Annotated in this window: 14 protein-coding genes and 1 tRNA gene; 9 read left to right on the top strand and 6 right to left on the bottom strand. The window is 68.5% G+C overall.

What is annotated here, in order from left to right; all coding sequences use genetic code 11:
* The first annotated feature begins 35 nt into the window (after positions 1-35).
* On the top strand, positions 36-920 hold the full coding sequence (locus AAAZ40_RS12065) for a LysR substrate-binding domain-containing protein (RefSeq protein WP_476660574.1): 885 nt from the start codon (positions 36-38) through the stop codon (positions 918-920).
* Between the two features lie 149 nt (positions 921-1,069).
* Here the strand turns inward: AAAZ40_RS12065 and AAAZ40_RS12070 are convergent.
* A tRNA-Val gene (locus AAAZ40_RS12070) sits at positions 1,070-1,144 on the bottom strand.
* A gap of 128 nt (positions 1,145-1,272) precedes the next feature.
* Between AAAZ40_RS12070 and AAAZ40_RS12075 the strand changes: the two genes are divergently transcribed.
* Both AAAZ40_RS12075 and AAAZ40_RS12080 read left to right on the top strand, forming a co-directional pair.
* Positions 1,273-2,778 (top strand): FAD-linked oxidase C-terminal domain-containing protein, encoded by a 1,506-nt coding sequence (locus tag AAAZ40_RS12075; protein WP_476660575.1) that lies wholly within the window; start codon positions 1,273-1,275, stop codon positions 2,776-2,778.
* Positions 2,775-4,031: a PAS domain-containing sensor histidine kinase gene (locus tag AAAZ40_RS12080; RefSeq protein WP_476661741.1), complete on the top strand. Its 1,257-nt coding sequence runs from the start codon at positions 2,775-2,777 to the stop codon at positions 4,029-4,031. The genes AAAZ40_RS12075 and AAAZ40_RS12080 overlap by 4 nt, the downstream gene beginning before the upstream one ends.
* On the opposite strand, the gene AAAZ40_RS12085 is transcribed toward AAAZ40_RS12080, so the two are convergent.
* Complete coding sequence (locus AAAZ40_RS12085) at positions 4,028-4,732, bottom strand: YggS family pyridoxal phosphate-dependent enzyme (RefSeq protein ID WP_250960781.1); 705 nt, start codon at positions 4,730-4,732, stop codon at positions 4,028-4,030. The genes AAAZ40_RS12080 and AAAZ40_RS12085 overlap by 4 nt on opposite strands.
* Before the next feature lie 33 nt (positions 4,733-4,765).
* Between AAAZ40_RS12085 and AAAZ40_RS12090 the strand changes: the two genes are divergently transcribed.
* Genes AAAZ40_RS12090 through AAAZ40_RS12100 form a run of 3 tightly spaced genes read left to right on the top strand, consistent with a single transcriptional unit; the run spans position 4,766 to position 7,903 of the window.
* A complete protein-coding gene (locus AAAZ40_RS12090) occupies positions 4,766-5,809 on the top strand; it encodes a type IV pilus twitching motility protein PilT (RefSeq protein WP_045534322.1) in 1,044 nt (347 codons plus the stop codon).
* A 48-nt stretch (positions 5,810-5,857) separates the two neighbouring features.
* Positions 5,858-6,994 carry a PilT/PilU family type 4a pilus ATPase gene (locus AAAZ40_RS12095; protein WP_476660576.1) on the top strand — a complete coding sequence of 379 codons (1,137 nt, stop codon included), beginning with the start codon at positions 5,858-5,860 and terminating at the stop codon, positions 6,992-6,994.
* Positions 6,995-7,000: 6 nt separating this feature from the next.
* On the top strand, positions 7,001-7,903 hold the full coding sequence (locus AAAZ40_RS12100; protein WP_476660577.1) for an NAD(P)-dependent oxidoreductase: 903 nt from the start codon (positions 7,001-7,003) through the stop codon (positions 7,901-7,903).
* Positions 7,904-7,963: 60 nt separating this feature from the next.
* Here the strand turns inward: AAAZ40_RS12100 and AAAZ40_RS12105 are convergent, their stop codons facing one another.
* Both AAAZ40_RS12105 and AAAZ40_RS12110 read right to left on the bottom strand, forming a co-directional pair.
* Positions 7,964-8,635 (bottom strand): BON domain-containing protein, encoded by a 672-nt coding sequence (locus AAAZ40_RS12105; RefSeq protein ID WP_476660578.1) that lies wholly within the window; start codon positions 8,633-8,635, stop codon positions 7,964-7,966.
* Positions 8,636-8,703: 68 nt separating this feature from the next.
* Positions 8,704-9,195, bottom strand: a complete 492-nt coding sequence (locus AAAZ40_RS12110; RefSeq protein WP_476660579.1) for a YraN family protein — start codon at positions 9,193-9,195, stop codon at positions 8,704-8,706.
* Here AAAZ40_RS12110 and rsmI point away from each other — a divergent pair.
* Complete coding sequence (gene rsmI, locus AAAZ40_RS12115; RefSeq protein WP_476660580.1) at positions 9,194-10,180, top strand: 16S rRNA (cytidine(1402)-2'-O)-methyltransferase; 987 nt, start codon at positions 9,194-9,196, stop codon at positions 10,178-10,180. The genes AAAZ40_RS12110 and rsmI overlap by 2 nt on opposite strands.
* 31 nt (positions 10,181-10,211) lie before the next feature.
* Here the strand turns inward: rsmI and AAAZ40_RS12120 are convergent, their stop codons facing one another.
* Positions 10,212-10,616 carry a hypothetical protein gene (locus tag AAAZ40_RS12120; protein ID WP_476660581.1) on the bottom strand — a complete coding sequence of 135 codons (405 nt, stop codon included), beginning with the start codon at positions 10,614-10,616 and terminating at the stop codon, positions 10,212-10,214.
* 142 nt (positions 10,617-10,758) lie between these two features.
* On the opposite strand from AAAZ40_RS12120, the gene AAAZ40_RS12125 reads away from it, so the two are divergent.
* Entirely contained in the window at positions 10,759-11,379 is a 621-nt protein-coding gene (locus AAAZ40_RS12125) for a DUF502 domain-containing protein (RefSeq protein ID WP_476660582.1), read from the top strand.
* The gene (locus tag AAAZ40_RS12130; protein ID WP_476660583.1) at positions 11,376-14,051 is read left to right on the top strand and encodes a bifunctional acetate--CoA ligase family protein/GNAT family N-acetyltransferase; all 2,676 of its coding nucleotides are present in this window, start codon (positions 11,376-11,378) and stop codon (positions 14,049-14,051) included. Before AAAZ40_RS12125 ends, AAAZ40_RS12130 begins: the two co-directional genes overlap by 4 nt.
* A gap of 33 nt (positions 14,052-14,084) precedes the next feature.
* Here AAAZ40_RS12130 and AAAZ40_RS12135 read toward each other — a convergent pair whose 3' ends face one another.
* The gene (locus tag AAAZ40_RS12135; protein ID WP_476660584.1) at positions 14,085-14,552 is read right to left on the bottom strand and encodes a hypothetical protein; all 468 of its coding nucleotides are present in this window, start codon (positions 14,550-14,552) and stop codon (positions 14,085-14,087) included.
* Positions 14,553-14,556: the final 4 nt, after the last annotated feature.

Genomic DNA, 14,556 nt, shown 5'->3' on the forward strand with positions numbered 1-14,556 from the left:
CCAACGGCCGAAATCGCACCCACAAAATCCGACCCATGCCCGCCCGCATCCCCCCCATCCAGTGCCTGCTCACCTTCGAGGCGCTGGCGCGGCTGCGCAGCGTCACGCAGGCGGCCGAAGAGCTGTGCGTCACCCCCAGCGCGGTCAGCCACCGCGTCAAGCAACTCGAGCAGATTTTGGGCGTCAAGCTCTTTGGCCGCGCCGATTTTTCGCTCACCACCGAGGGCAGCGAATACTTGGCGCACGTGCGCGAGGGCCTGCTGGCCCTGCAGCGCTTTCCCAGCCACCAGCCCAGCCCGGGGCGGCGCAAGCTGCGGCTGGCGGTCACGCCCACCTTTGCGCGCTCGCTGGTGATACCGCGGTTGCAGCAGTTTGCCCAAGCCTACCCCGAGATCGACCTAACGCTACAGATCAGCATCCCGCTGCTCGACGTGGTGGCCGAAGACGCCGACCTCACCATCCGCTTCGGCACCGGGCGCTACGCCGACGTGGAGCACATCTGCCTGGTCAAAGACGCGGTGCTGCCCTTGGCCTCACCGGCGTTCGTGCGCGCGCACGGCCCCTTCGATTGCGCCGCCGACCTCGAAGGCGTGCCGCTGCTGCGCAGCCCGCTCGAGCCCTGGCGCACCTGGTTTGCGGCCCAGCACCTGGACTGGTCCGAACCCAGCGACGGCTCGCAGTTCAACGACATCGGCCTGATGTGCGACGGCGCCGCCGCCGGCATGGGCGTGGCGCTGGTGCGGCTGCGCCTAGGCGCACCCTGGCTCGAGACCGGCGCGCTGGTGCGCTTAGGGGAAGCCGACGCCTTTCGCGCCCCGGTGCCCAGCCCGCACGCGCACTACCTGTGTTGGCGCACCGGCACCATGGACCGCTGGGAATGTGCGGCTTTTGCCGAGTGGCTCAAGAAAGCTTTGGATTAAAGCCGATCCGATTCGATCGGCGCGCAGCCCCGGCAAGGCGGGCGGCGCGGGCACAGCTGCGCCAAAAGCGAAGCAGGATTTGGAGGTGAAGAAGGCACCGGCACCAGCGCTGAATCGGCTTGGCCGCCCCTTGCGCAGCAAGGGCTTGGTGGTGGGTGATACATGGATCGAACATGTGACCCCTGCCGTGTGAAGGCAGTGCTCTACCGCTGAGCTAATCACCCATCAAGCCTCAAATTGTAGCGCAATTTCGTCCGCTTTGGCCAACCCAAGCCACACCTCACCCAGACAGATAGAATCCCAAAAAAGCAGTCAGGAGCAGGGAACATGCAACCAACCCCAGAGGCCCGCCATGGCAACCGCCACCCTCACCCCTAATCGACCCGGCCCCGGCGTGCGCGCCCAGCGCCAAGCCGAGGTGGTGCGCGCGCTGGCCGCCGTGCTGCCGGCGCACGCGCTGCTCTACACCCCCGAAGACACCACGCCCTACGAGTGCGATGGCCTGACCGCCTACCGCGAGCGGCCGCTGTGCGTGGCGCTGCCCGAAAACTACGACCAGGTGCAGGCCGTGCTGCGCACCTGCCACCTGCTCGACGTGCCGGTGGTGGCGCGCGGCGCTGGCACGGGGCTATCGGGCGGGGCCATGCCGCACACCCTGGGCGTGACTTTGAGCCTGGCCAAGTTCAACCGCATTTTGCGCCTCGACCCGCTGGCGCAAACCGCCGTGGTGCAAGCCGGGGTGCGCAACTTGGCCATCAGCGAAGCGGCGGCGGCGCATGGCCTGTACTATGCACCCGACCCCAGCAGCCAGATCGCCTGCACCATCGGCGGCAACGTGGCCGAAAACTCGGGTGGCGTGCACTGCCTCAAGTACGGCCTGACGCTGCACAACGTGCTGCAAGTCGATGGCTACACCATGGCCGGCGAGCCGGTGCGCTTCGGCGGCACGGCGCTCGACAGCCCGGGGCTGGATTTGCTGGCGCTGCTGGTGGGCAGCGAGGGCATGTTGGCGCTGGTGACCGAGGTCACGGTGCGCCTGACGCCCAAACCGCAACTGGCGCGCTGCATCATGGCCAGCTTTGCCGACGTGCGCCAGGCCGGCGACGCGGTGGCGGCGGTGATCGCCGCCGGCATCATCCCGGCCGGGCTCGAGATGATGGACCAGCCCATGACCGCCGCCGTGGAAGACTACGTCCACGCCGGCTACGACCTGTCGGCGGCAGCCATTTTGCTGTGCGAGAGCGACGGCACGCCCGAAGAGGTGGAAGAAGAAATCGGGCGCATGAGCGCGGTGCTGCGCGCCAGCGGCGCCAGCGCCATCAGCGTGAGCCAGAACGAAGCCGAGCGCCTGCGCTTTTGGAGCGGGCGCAAAAACGCTTTTCCCGCCAGCGGCCGCATCAGCCCCGACTACATGTGCATGGACAGCACCATCCCGCGCAAGCGCTTGGCCGACATCCTGCTCGCCATCCAGGCCATGGAGACCAAATACGGCCTGCGCTGCGCCAACGTCTTTCATGCCGGCGACGGCAACCTGCACCCCCTGATTCTGTTCGACGCCAGCGACCCGGACCAGTTGCGGCGCTGCGAGCTCTTTGGCGCCGACATCCTCGAGACCAGCGTCGCCATGGGCGGCACCATCACCGGCGAGCACGGCGTAGGGGTGGAAAAGCTCAACAGCATGTGCGTGCAGTTCAGCCCGGATGAGTGCGAACAGATGTTTGGCGTCAAGCGCGCCTTTGACCCCAAGGGCCTGCTCAACCCGGGCAAGGTGATCCCGACGCTGCACCGCTGCGCCGAATACGGCAAGATGCTGGTGCGCGGCGGCCGGCTGGCCTTTCCCGAACTGGAGCGCTTCTGAACCGCACCCAGACCCGGGCCGAGCATTGGCCGCTGCTGGCCGAGGCCTTGCGCGACGCGGCCATTTTTTTCCTCGACGCCGACGGCCGCGTCAGCGACTGGACGCCCAGCGCCGAGCGCCTGCTGGGCTGGAGCGCGCCGCAGATGCTGGGCCAGAGCGTGGCCTGCTTTGCCCCGGTGCGCCAGCCGCAGGCCAGCGCTACCCAGCCCGGCACGCAGCCCGGTGCCGAGCCCCACACCGAGCCCGGTCCGCAAGCCGACGACGCCGCCGACCCGATGACGCTGGGCATCGAGCGCGCCACCCTGCTGGGCCAGAGCGAAACCCCGGGCTGGCAGCAGCGCGCCGACGGCAGCCTGTTCTGGGCCCAGACCGTGCTCACCGCCTTGCACGACCCGGAGGCGGGCGAGCTGCAGGGCTACGCCTGCCTGATGCGCGACCAGACCGAGACCAAGCGCCTGCTCGAGCTGCTCGAGCAGCTCAACAGCGCGCTCGAAGCCCGGGTGCAAGAGCGCACGCGCCAGTTGCAAGAAATCAACCACGACCTCGAAGCCTTCAGCGCCTCGGTGTCGCACGATCTGCGCGCACCGTTGCGCCACATCAGCAGCTACCTCGAGCTGCTGCGCGAAGACCTGGGGCCCGAACTGGGGCCCGAGGTGCAGCGGCACCTGGCCACCATCGGTTCGGCGGCCGAACACATGGGCCAGCTCATCGACGGTCTGCTGGCCTTTTCGCGCTTGGGCCGCTCGGCGCTGCAACGGCGCGAGCTGTCGATGACCGACCTGCTGCACTCCAGCCGCAACCGCGTGCTGCACGACCCCGCCTTGCAACGCCCCAGCGACAGCCTGTGCTGGCAGCTGCCGCCCGAGCTGCCGCAGGTGCAAGGCGACCCACGGCTGCTCAGCCAGGTGTGGGACAACCTGCTGGCCAACGCGCTCAAATACAGCCGACCGCGCCCGCGGGTGGAAATCCGCGTCGGCTGGCGCCCACAGACCGGCCCCGAGGGTGCGCCGGAGCTGGTGTTCTGGGTGCAAGACAACGGCGTCGGCTTCGACACCCAGCGCGCCGAGCGCCTGTTTGGTGTCTTCCAGCGCCTGCACCGCGCGCGCGACTTCGAGGGCGTGGGCATCGGGCTGGCGCTGTGCCGGCGCATCGTCGAGCGCCACGGCGGTCGCATCTGGGCCGACAGCGCCCCCGACCAAGGCAGCACCTTCTACTTCTCCTTGCCCGAGGCGGGCGCTGCCACAACCCCTTAAGCGCGCGGGCCAAAGATCGCACTGCCCACGCGCACCAGCGTGCTGCCGCTGGCGACGGCCGCCTCGAGGTCGGCGCTCATGCCCATCGACAGGGTGTCGAGCGCGGCCGCACCCGGCGGCCACGCCGCTTGCAGCTGGGCCAGCAGCGCGCGCAGCTGGCCAAACAGCGCGCACTGGGCGGCAAAGTCGGGCACTGGCTCGGGGATGCACATCAAGCCACGCAGGCGCAAGCGCGGCAGCTCCAGCAGCTGCTGCGCCAGCGCCAGCGTCTCGGGCGCGGACACGCCGGCCTTGTTGCGCCCACCGTCGAGGTTGACCTGGATGCACACCTGCAGCGGCGCAAGCCCGGGCGGGCGCTGCGCGCTCAGGCGCTGGGCGATGGCCAGCCGTTCGATGCCGTGCACCCAGTCGAAGTGCTCGGCCACGGCACGTGTTTTGTTGCTTTGCAGCGCGCCAATGTAATGCCACTGCAAACCGGTGCAACCCAGGGCGCGCAAGGCGGCGATTTTGTCCACCCCTTCTTGCACGTAGTTCTCGCCAAAGGCGCGCTGACCGGCGTGCACCGCCTCCCGCACCGCCGCCGGGCTCATGGTTTTGCTCACCGCAAGCAAGGCCACGCCGGCCGGATCGCGGCCGTGCTGGGCACAGGCCCGGGCGATGCGCGCCCGCACCTGCAGCAGCCGGTGGTCAATCGTTGTCATAATGTTGTGGTCGTATCAAATTTGGACGAGTCGATGGACATCACCCAGCTGCTGGCCTTCAGCCACAAAAACAAAGCCTCAGACTTGCACCTGTCGTCTGGCCTGCCGCCGATGATACGGGTGCACGGCGACGTGCGCCGCCTCAACGTCGAGCCGCTCGAGCACAAGCAGGTGCACGCCATGGTCTATGACATCATGAACGACGCCCAGCGCAAGCACTACGAGGAGTTCCTCGAGGTCGATTTCTCGTTCGAAATCGAGGGCTTGGCGCGCTTTCGTGTCAACGCCTTCAACCAAAAGCGCGGCGCGGCGGCGGTGTTTCGCACCATTCCATCCAAAATCCTCTCGCTCGAAGACCTCAACTGCCCCAAAATTTTTGCCGACCTCGCGCTCAAGCCGCGCGGCTTGGTGCTGGTCACGGGCCCGACCGGTTCCGGCAAATCGACCACCCTGGCGGCGATGGTCAACCACCGCAACGAAAACGACTACGGCCACATCCTGACGATCGAAGACCCGATCGAGTTCGTGCACGAATCCAAAAAAAGCCTGATCAACCAACGCGAAGTCAGCACCATGACGCTGAGCTTTGCGGCGGCGCTGCGCTCGGCCCTGCGCGAAGACCCCGACGTGGTGCTGGTGGGCGAGATGCGCGACCTTGAAACCATCCGCTTGGCCATGACCGCCGCCGAAACCGGGCACCTGGTGTTTGGCACCCTGCACACCTCGAGCGCGGCCAAGACCATCGACCGCATCATCGACGTCTTCCCGCCCGAAGAAAAAGAGATGGTGCGCGCCATGCTGTCGGAGTCGCTGGTGGCCGTGATCTCGCAGACCCTGCTCAAAACCGCCGACGGCAACGGCCGCGTGGCCGCGCACGAGATCATGATGGGCACGCCGGCGATCCGCAACCTGATCCGCGAAAACAAGGTGGCGCAGATGTACTCGGCCATCCAGACCGGCAACGGCTTTGGCATGCAGACGCTGGATCAGAGCCTGATGAACCTGGTGCGTGGCAACCGCGTGCATGTGGCCGAGGCCCGCGCCAAAGCCAAAATCCCGGAAAACTTCCCCGGCTGATAACCGCTTAACCCCCAACCCCGCCTAGTCACCCCCAAAGAGGCCGCCATGGAACGCGATCAAGCCAGCCAATTCGTCAACGACCTGCTGCGCCTGCTGGTGAGCCGCAACGGCAGCGATCTGTTTCTCACCGCCGACTTCCCGCCGGCGATCAAGGTCGATGGCAAGATCACCAAGGTCTCGCCGCAGCCGCTTTCGGGCCAGCACACGCAGGCGCTGGCGCGCTCGCTCATGAACGACAAGCAGTCGGCCGAGTTCGAGCGCACCATGGAGTGCAATTTCGCCATTTCCCCCGGAGGCATTGGGCGCTTTCGCGTCAACGCCTTCGTGCAGATGGGCAAGGTCGGGCTGGTGATGCGCACCATTCCGGCCAAAATCCCGACCATCGACAGCCTGGGGCTGCCGCAGGTGCTCAAAAACCTGGCGCTGGCCAAACGCGGCATCTGCATCTTGGTGGGCGGCACCGGCTCGGGCAAATCGACCACGCTGGCGGCCATGGTGGACTGGCGCAACGAGCACACGCACGAGCACATCGTGACCATCGAAGACCCGGTGGAGTTCGTGCACCAGCACAAAAACTGCATCGTGACGCAGCGCGAAGTGGGGCTCGACACCGACGGCTGGGACGTTGCCCTCAAAAACTCGCTGCGCCAGGCGCCGAACGTGATTTTGATGGGCGAGATCCGCGACCGCGAAACCATGCAGCACGCGATTTCGTTCTCGGAAACCGGGCACTTGTGCTTGGCCACGCTGCACGCCAACAGCGCCAACCAGGCCATGGAGCGCATCATCAACTTCTTCCCCGAAGCGGTGCACGCGCAGATTCTGAAGGACGTCTCGCTCAACCTGCGCGGCATGGTGGCGCAGCGCCTGCTGCCGCGCCAAGACGGCAAGGGCCGCTACGCCGTGGTCGAGATTTTGCTGCACAGCGGCCTGATCGCCGACCAGATCATGAAGGGCGAGATCAACGAGCTCAAGGAAACCATGAAAAAGAGCGTCGAGGTCGGGATGCAGACCTTCGACCAGTCGCTTTTTACGGCCTTCGAAGCCAACTTGATCAGCTTTGAAGAAGCCATCCGCAACGCCGACTCGCAAAACGACCTCAAGCTGCGCATCAAGCTGCAAAGCCAGCGCGCCCGCAACACCGATCTGGGGGCGGGCACCGAACACCTGCAAATCCTCTAAACCACCATGCCCAGTCTGAACCCCAAAATCCACGCCGCTGTGGCGCCGCTCAAGCTGGCCTTCATCGGCTTGGGCGCGATGGGCTTTCCCATGGCCGGCCACCTGGCGCAAGCCGGGCACCAGGTCACGGTCTATAACCGCAACCCCGCCAAGGCGCAGGCCTGGGTGGCCGAGTTCGGTGGCGCCAGCCAGCCCACGCCGCGGCTGGCCGCGCTTGGGGCTGACATGGTGCTGTGCTGCGTGGGCAACGACGCCGACGTGCGCGCGGTGCTGCTGGGCGAGCACGGCGCCATGGCCGGCTTGGCCGCGGGCGCGCTGCTGGTGGACCACACCACCGCCTCGGTCGAGCTGGCGCGCGAGTTCGACGCGCTGGCACGGGCGCGCGGGCTGCATTTTCTCGACGCCCCGGTCTCGGGCGGCCAACTGGGGGCGCAAAACGGGCAACTCACGCTGATGTGCGGCGGCGCACCCGAGGCCTTCGAGCGCGTGCGCCCCACCTTGCAGGCCTACGCCCGCGCCGTGACGCTGATGGGGCCCTGCGGCGCCGGGCAGCTCACCAAAATGGTGAACCAGATCTGCATCGCCGGGCTGCTGCAGGGCCTGAGCGAGGCGGTGGCTTTTGGCCAGCGCGCCGGTCTCGACATGGGGCAGGTGCTGGAGGTGATCGGCCAGGGCGCGGCGCAGAGCTGGCAGCTGCAGCAGCGCGGCCCCACCATGGTGGCCGACCGCTTCGACTTCGGTTTTGCGGTGGACTGGATGCGCAAAGACCTGGGGCTGGTGCTGGCCGAGGCGCAGCGCAACGGCGCCTCGCTGCCGGTGACGGCGCTGGTGGACCAGTTCTACGCCGACGTGCAGCGCCTGGGCGGCGGCCGCTGGGACACCTCGAGCCTGGTGCGGCGGCTGCGCTAGAGGCGGCGCTGCGCAGCGCGCTGGTTGCTCGCTTCCTGCTGCGCCTTTTCTCTGCGCCCCTCAGTTGCCTGCAGGGGCTCGGGGGGCCGCGTTGGCTGGCGCCGGTGCCGGCGCGATGCGCGCCAGCTCTTCTTCGGTGATGAGCTCGAACACCCGCACCACGCGCTGCACGCCAGCGGTGCGGCGTGCGATCTCGGTGGCCCGGTCGGCTTCGCGTGGCGTCACCCGGCCCAGCAGATAGACGGTGCCGCGCTCGGTGACGATCAAAAACGCATTGGAGGACAGGTCGGCGGCGTCGATCAGGCCGGCGCGCACGCGCGCGCTCACCAGCAAATCGGCCGAGCGTGCGGTGAGCGAGGGCGACCCCATGACGGCCAGCTCATCGACCACCGCCAGCACGTTTTCCACCCCGGCCACCACGCGCAGCGCCAGCGCACGGTCGGCCTCGGTGGCCACTTCGCCGGTAATGAGCACGCGCCGGTTGTAGCTGGTGACATTCACGCGGCCGCGGTTGCCGATCTCAGCGCGCAGCCGGCTGGCGGCGCGCATCTCGATGCCTTGGTCTTCGAGCATGGCGCCCGAGGTGCGGCGGTCGGTGGCCACCAGCACCGTGCCAGCCACCGCGCCGCCCGCGATCAGCGGCGCGCAGGCCGACATCCCCATCGCCGCCGCCAGCGCCAGCGCCGCCACCGCCAACAGCCGCGCGCTGCGCGCTACCCGATCTGAAGCCATAGCCAAATTCCTTGCAGATGAATCAACCCGCCTATGATACCTGTGCCGCGAGGCGGCGCCTACCTGGATCAAAAGCCGTCGGCACTGAAGGCGGCGCGCAGCCATTCGATCTGCAGCGCTTCGCCTTCGCCTTGCACGGCCACGACATCGAAGCGGCACGGTGGCAGTTGCGCCCAGCGCAGCAAATAATGCCGCGCGGCAAACAACAGGCGCCGCTGCTTGAGCGCCGAGACCGACGCCGCCGCGCCACCGTGGCTGCGCTGGCGGCGCTGGCGCACCTCCACGAACACCAGCGTGCCGTCGCGCTCGCGCAGAATCAGGTCGATCTCGCCGCCGCCGCGCCCCGGCGTGCGAAAATTGCGCCCCAGCAAACGCAAGCCCTGGCGCTGCAGGTAGGCCAGGGCCAGCGCCTCGGCGGCGGCGCCACGTTCTTTGGTGTTGCAGGCCTTGGCGCGCTGGGCCGGCGTTGCGCTGGCAGTTGGCGCTGGCTTGGCTGGCCCGGGCTTGGTTGCCGTTGCCTTGGCTGCCGCCTCGGTGGCTGGTTTAAGGATTTCGCTCATGGTCTCTGTCAACCCCTCGGGCGCACTGGCCCTGCAAGCCGCCCAGGCAGTGGTCGGTGCGCAGCATTATCCGCCTGCCACCCTGTACCTGGTGGCGACCCCGATCGGCAACCTGGCCGACATCAGCCTGCGCGCGCTGCACCTGCTGCAACAAGTCGATGCCGTGGCCTGCGAAGACACGCGCCACAGCGCCGCGCTGCTGCGCGCCTACGGCATCGAGCGCCCCTTGCTGGCGCTGCACCAGCACAACGAGCGCGAAGCCGCCGCCGCCGTGGTGGCGCGGCTGCAGGCCGGCGCGCGCATCGCCTACCTCAGCGACGCCGGCACCCCCGGCATCAGCGACCCCGGCGCCCGGCTGTGCCAGGCCGTGGCCGCCGCCGGGCTGCGCTGCGTGCCGCTGCCCGGCGCCAGCAGCCTCACCGCCTTGCTCAGCGTGGCCGGCTGGGTCGAGAGCGAGGCGGCACCGGGTTTTGTGTTCCTTGGTTTTCTGCCCGCCAAGGGGGCGGCGCGCGAGCGTGCCGTGCGCAGTCTGGCGCAGCTGCCGCAGGCCGGCGTGCTGCTCGAGGCCCCGCACCGCATCCCGGCGCTGGCGCGTGAACTGGCGGCCCTGGGTGCGCGGCGCCTGACCGTGGGCCGCGAACTGACCAAGCAGTTCGAGGAAATCGCCACCCTGCCCTGCGCCGACCTGCCCGCTTGGCTGGCGGCCAAGCCGCAGCGCCTGCGCGGCGAATTTGCCCTGCTGCTGCACCCACCCGAGGCCGCTCTGGCCGCAGACCCCGAGGCCGGCCAAGGCGCCGCCCCAAGCGCCGCGGCGCTGCACGTGCTCGATCTGCTGCTGCCTGAACTGCCCCTGAAAACCGCCGTGCGCCTGTGCGCCGAGATCACCGGCGCGCCGCGCAACGCGCTCTACCAGGCGGCGCTGCAGCGCCAGGCGAGCCCAAGCCAAGCCCCTTGCGCCCCGCGCAGCAGCCGCACACGGCCCTGAGCGGCCGGCGTGGAGGCGCCCCCAGTCGCTGTCATGGACGCGGATCGCCGGGGGGCCTGCTTGGGCCGTCGCCGGGCAACACCGGGTTGGGAGGCTGGCCCCCGCGCACCTCCACATCGCCCACCTCCACATCGCGCGCTTCGACATCGACCACCTCGTCGCTGCGGCCTGCCGCGGCGCTGGGGCCACGACCGGCCCGGCCACCCCAGCCGCGCCCGCGCGCGCGCATGCGCTCCTGCATCTGGCGGCGCAGCAGCTCGGCGGCCAGTGGCACGGCCACGCGCCGCCCGCGCAACAAGGCCCACAGAGCGCCCAGCAACAGCACAGGCAGCGCCACGAGCAGCAGCAAAAGCCCGATTCCGATCAACAACAGCCACAGCACCAGGCGCAGCAACGCGCCCAGCAGCCACGCCAACCCATCCAGCAATTTGCCCATATTTTCCTTCTGGCCCAGGCAGCCCGTTGCCGCCCACAGACACCCAGCCGCGTGCCATCGACACCGATTTTCGATCATCGCGCACAATCGTGCTCTGCTGCAAGAAACTGCCACGCTTGCGGCCTTCAACCGAGCGCCACCCATGGATTCCACCCACCCGACCGCCCTCGTCAAACGGCTGCCGCAGTACTTTCTGCGCGGCCTGATCACCATTTTGCCGCTGCTGCTCACCGTGTACCTGCTGTTTGCCTTGGTGGCATGGTCGGAGTCGCTGGCCTCGTACCTGATTCGCCCGCTGCTGGGCAGCCTCTACATCCCCGGCTTGGGGTTGCTGGTGGCCATCGGCATCATCATCCTGGCCGGCTACCTGATCTCGCGCCAGGACACCTCGCGCCTGTTCAACTGGGTCGAGCTGCCCTTCACCAACATCCCGGTGGTGCGCAGCATCTACAACTCGCTCAAAAGCTTTGCCGACTATTTTTCGCCGCAAAGCCCCGGCGAAACCACACAACAGGTGGTGATTTTGCGCTGGCCCGAGCAGCCGCTCGAAGTGGTGGGCCTGGTCACGCGCAACCACCTCGCCGGTCTGCCCACCGGTTTTTTGCAGGGCGACCGGGTGGCGGTGTATTTGCCCATGGGCTACATGATCGGCGGCTACACTGTGTTCGTTCCACGCGCCTGGCTCACACCGATCGACATGAGCGTCGAGGAAGCCATGCGCTCGGCCCTGATCGCCTGGATGCCACCGCGCAAACAACCATGATGACCCGCCATTTGCATGCTCTGCTGGCCCCGCGCAGCGTCGCGGTTTTTGGCGCTTCGGACCGGCCACAGCGCGACGGCACCGCGATCTGGGACCGGCTCGCGGCCGAGTTCAAGGGCACGCTGCACGCCGTCAACCCACGCCTGCGCCAGCTGGGCACGCACAAGGTCTGGCACAGCGTGGCCGAGCTGCCGCAAACGCCCGATCTGGCCGTGATCTGCACCCCAGCGGCCACCGTGCCCGCCCTGATTGGTGCCTTGGGCGCGCGCGGCTGCAAGGCGGCGGTGGTGGTGAGCACGGGCTTGAGCGCGGCGCAAAAGCAGGCCATGCTGGCCGCTGCCCAGCCCTACGCGCTGCGCATCCTCGGCCCCGACTGCACCGGTCTGCTGGTGCCCCACCTGGGGCTCAACATCAGCTTGGCGCAAGTGGGCGCACAACCCGGATCGGTGGCGTTTGTATCGCAGTCGGCGGCGCTGGTCACCGCCATGATGGACTGGGCCAGTTCGCGCCAGATCGGCTTTTCGCACTTCATTGCGCTGGGCGAGCACGCCGACGTCGATTTCGCCGACGTGCTCGACTACCTCGCCAGCGATGCGCGCACGCGCGCCATCATGCTCTACGTCGAGACGCTGGATGCGCCGCGCAAATTCCTGTCGGCCGCCCGGGTGGCGGCGCGCAACAAACCGTTGATCGTGGTCAAGGGCGGGCGCTCGGGCCAGGGCCAGCAGGCCGCCTCCACCCACAGCGCGGCACTGGCCGGCAGCGACCGCGTCTTTGACGCCGCCGTCTCGCGCGCCGGCATGTTGCGCGTGTTCCGCTTGCAGCACCTGTTCATGGCCGCCGAGCTGCTGGCGCGCTTTCGCGACAACCGCAGCGAACAGCTGATCGTGCTCACCAACGGCGGCGGGGCCGGTGTGCTGGCCGCCGACGCCGCCGACTACGCGCGCGTGCAGTTGGCGCGCCTGAGCCCGGAGCGCATCGCCGAGCTCGACGCCGTGCTGCCTGCCGGCTGGTCGCGCGCCAACCCGGTGGACATCGGCGGCGACGCGCCACCACAGCGCTATCTCGACGCCCTGCGCATCCTGCTGCGCGAGCGCGACTGCGCCGTGCTGCTGGTGCACGCCCCCACCGGCCACGTGCCCAGCCTCGACATCGCGCAGGCGCTGCTGCCGCTGGCGAGCGAAAAACCGGTGCGCGTGCTCGGCTGCTGGCTGGGCACGCAGGCCGTGGCCGATGCCAGCGCGCTGTTTCGCGCCGCCGGCATCCCCGACTACGACACCCCGGAAGACGCGGTGCGCGCCTTCGCCTCGTTGCGCCTGCACCGGCACCACCAGATCGACCTGATGGAAACCCCGCCCGCCGCGCCACTGGAGAGTCGCCTCGATAAACCCGGCATCCGCGAACTGGTCGAGTTCGTGCTGGCCGACGGGCGCGAATGGCTCACCGAGCCCGAAACCAAGGAACTGCTCAAACGCGCCGGCTTGCCGGTCACGCCCACCCGGGTCGTGCCCCCAGAACCCGAGGCGGCCGTCTATGCCGCCGGCACGCTGGGCTTTCCGGTGGCGCTCAAGATCCTGTCGCACGACATCACGCACAAGTCCGACGTCGGCGGCGTGCGCCTGAACCTGCACAACGCCGCCGAAGTGGAGCAGGCGGCGCGCTCGATGCTCGAGCGCGTGCTGCAGCTCCTGCCGCAGGCGCGCATCGAAGGCTTCACGGTGCAGCCCATGGTGCGGCGCCAGCACGCGCACGAGCTGATCATCGGGGCGCGCATCGACCCGCTGTTTGGCCCGGTGATGGTGTTCGGGCAAGGCGGCGTCGCCGTCGAGGTGCTGGCGGATCGCGCGGTCGCGCTGCCGCCGCTCAACGGCAAGCTGGCGCGCTCGCTGGTCGAGCGCACCCGCGTGGCGCGGCTGCTGCAGGGCTACCGCAACGTGCCGGCAGCCAAGCTGGAGGCGCTCATCGACGCCCTGGTGGCGGTGTCGCAGCTGCTGGCCGAGGTGCCCGAAATCGCCGAACTCGACATCAACCCGCTTTTGCTCGACCCCGAGGGCGCGCTGGTGCTCGATGCGCGGCTGCGCCTGAGCAGCCAACGCCCGGCCGGGGCGGCCAACTTTGCCATCCGGCCCTATCCGCTCGAGCTGATCGAGACCCTGCCCTTTGCCGACGGCCGCACGCTCACGCTGCGCCCGATCCGGCCCGAGGACGAAGGGCTGCTGGAGCGCTTCTTTGAGCAGCTCGACCCCGAGGACATCCGCCTGCGCCTGTTCTACAGCCGGCGCAGCTTCGAGCACAGCGAACTGGCGCGCATGACGCAGATCGACTACGAGCGCGAGATGGCCTTCATCGCCACCCTGCCCCTGCCCGACGGCGGCGAGGAGATGATCGGCGACGTGCGCGGCCTGGGCGACCCGGACAACCTCGAGGCCGAATTCGGCGTGCTGGTGCGCTCCGACATGAAGGGGCACCGGCTGGGCTGGATTCTGATGGACAAACTGATCCGCTACCTGCGCGCCCACGGCACCCAGCGCATCGTGGGCGCGGTGCTGCGCGAAAACGACGGCATGCTGGGGCTGGGGCGCAAGCTCGGCTTTCACATCAGCGTACACCCCGAAGACCCAGACCTGCGCCACCTCGAGTTGCCGCTGCAGCCCCCAGCCAGCGGCGCCTGAAATGCAGGGCGCCTTGGGGGCTTGGGGGGCGGCTCAGTGGAGCAGGGTGAAGGCGACGATGAACACGCCGATGGCCAGATTCACCAGCACCCAGAAGCGCACTTTTTCCATCACTGCAGCGGCCGCCGGCCAGTCCTTGGCCTGCACCGACAGGTCGCAGCGCTTGTACAGGGCAAAGCGGATGTGGCCAAAAATCAGCACCATCAGCACGCCCAGGGTGGACATCACTTTCCAGTCCAGCGGCATGGTGAAGCCGCCACCCCCCTCGGCGGCGGCGCGCGCCACGTTGCCGATCATCCACAGGCCGGTGAACAGCGTGATCAGCGACACCGCGATGATGGCGTTGGTGAAGCGCCGCATGACCTCGTGCATCAGCGGCAGGCGCACCGCCGGCTCGAGCGTGGCCAGCGCCGGGCGCAGAAAGAACAGGGCAAACGCCATGCCGCCCAGCCAAATGATGATGGCCAGCAGGTGCACGGTTTTGAGGGAGGCGTAGAGCATGAAG

The sequence above is a fragment of the Serpentinimonas sp. SMBJO2 genome (assembly GCF_056341105.1).

Excerpts from the sequence above, each read along its gene's own strand:
- AAAZ40_RS12065 (WP_476660574.1), top strand. The coding sequence starts at position 36 with ATGCCCGCCCGCATCCCCCCCATCCAGTGCCTGCTCACCTTCGAGGCG.
- AAAZ40_RS12075 (WP_476660575.1), top strand. The coding sequence starts at position 1,273 with ATGGCAACCGCCACCCTCACCCCTAATCGACCCGGCCCCGGCGTGCGC.
- AAAZ40_RS12085 (WP_250960781.1), bottom strand. The coding sequence starts at position 4,732 with ATGACAACGATTGACCACCGGCTGCTGCAGGTGCGGGCGCGCATCGCC.
- AAAZ40_RS12090 (WP_045534322.1), top strand. The coding sequence starts at position 4,766 with ATGGACATCACCCAGCTGCTGGCCTTCAGCCACAAAAACAAAGCCTCA.
- AAAZ40_RS12095 (WP_476660576.1), top strand. The coding sequence starts at position 5,858 with ATGGAACGCGATCAAGCCAGCCAATTCGTCAACGACCTGCTGCGCCTG.
- AAAZ40_RS12100 (WP_476660577.1), top strand. The coding sequence starts at position 7,001 with ATGCCCAGTCTGAACCCCAAAATCCACGCCGCTGTGGCGCCGCTCAAG.
- AAAZ40_RS12105 (WP_476660578.1), bottom strand. The coding sequence starts at position 8,635 with ATGGCTTCAGATCGGGTAGCGCGCAGCGCGCGGCTGTTGGCGGTGGCG.
- rsmI (WP_476660580.1), top strand. The coding sequence starts at position 9,194 with ATGGTCTCTGTCAACCCCTCGGGCGCACTGGCCCTGCAAGCCGCCCAG.
- AAAZ40_RS12110 (WP_476660579.1), bottom strand. The coding sequence starts at position 9,195 with ATGAGCGAAATCCTTAAACCAGCCACCGAGGCGGCAGCCAAGGCAACG.
- AAAZ40_RS12120 (WP_476660581.1), bottom strand. The coding sequence starts at position 10,616 with ATGGGCAAATTGCTGGATGGGTTGGCGTGGCTGCTGGGCGCGTTGCTG.
- AAAZ40_RS12125 (WP_476660582.1), top strand. The coding sequence starts at position 10,759 with ATGGATTCCACCCACCCGACCGCCCTCGTCAAACGGCTGCCGCAGTAC.
- AAAZ40_RS12130 (WP_476660583.1), top strand. The coding sequence starts at position 11,376 with ATGATGACCCGCCATTTGCATGCTCTGCTGGCCCCGCGCAGCGTCGCG.
- AAAZ40_RS12135 (WP_476660584.1), bottom strand. The coding sequence starts at position 14,552 with ATGCTCTACGCCTCCCTCAAAACCGTGCACCTGCTGGCCATCATCATT.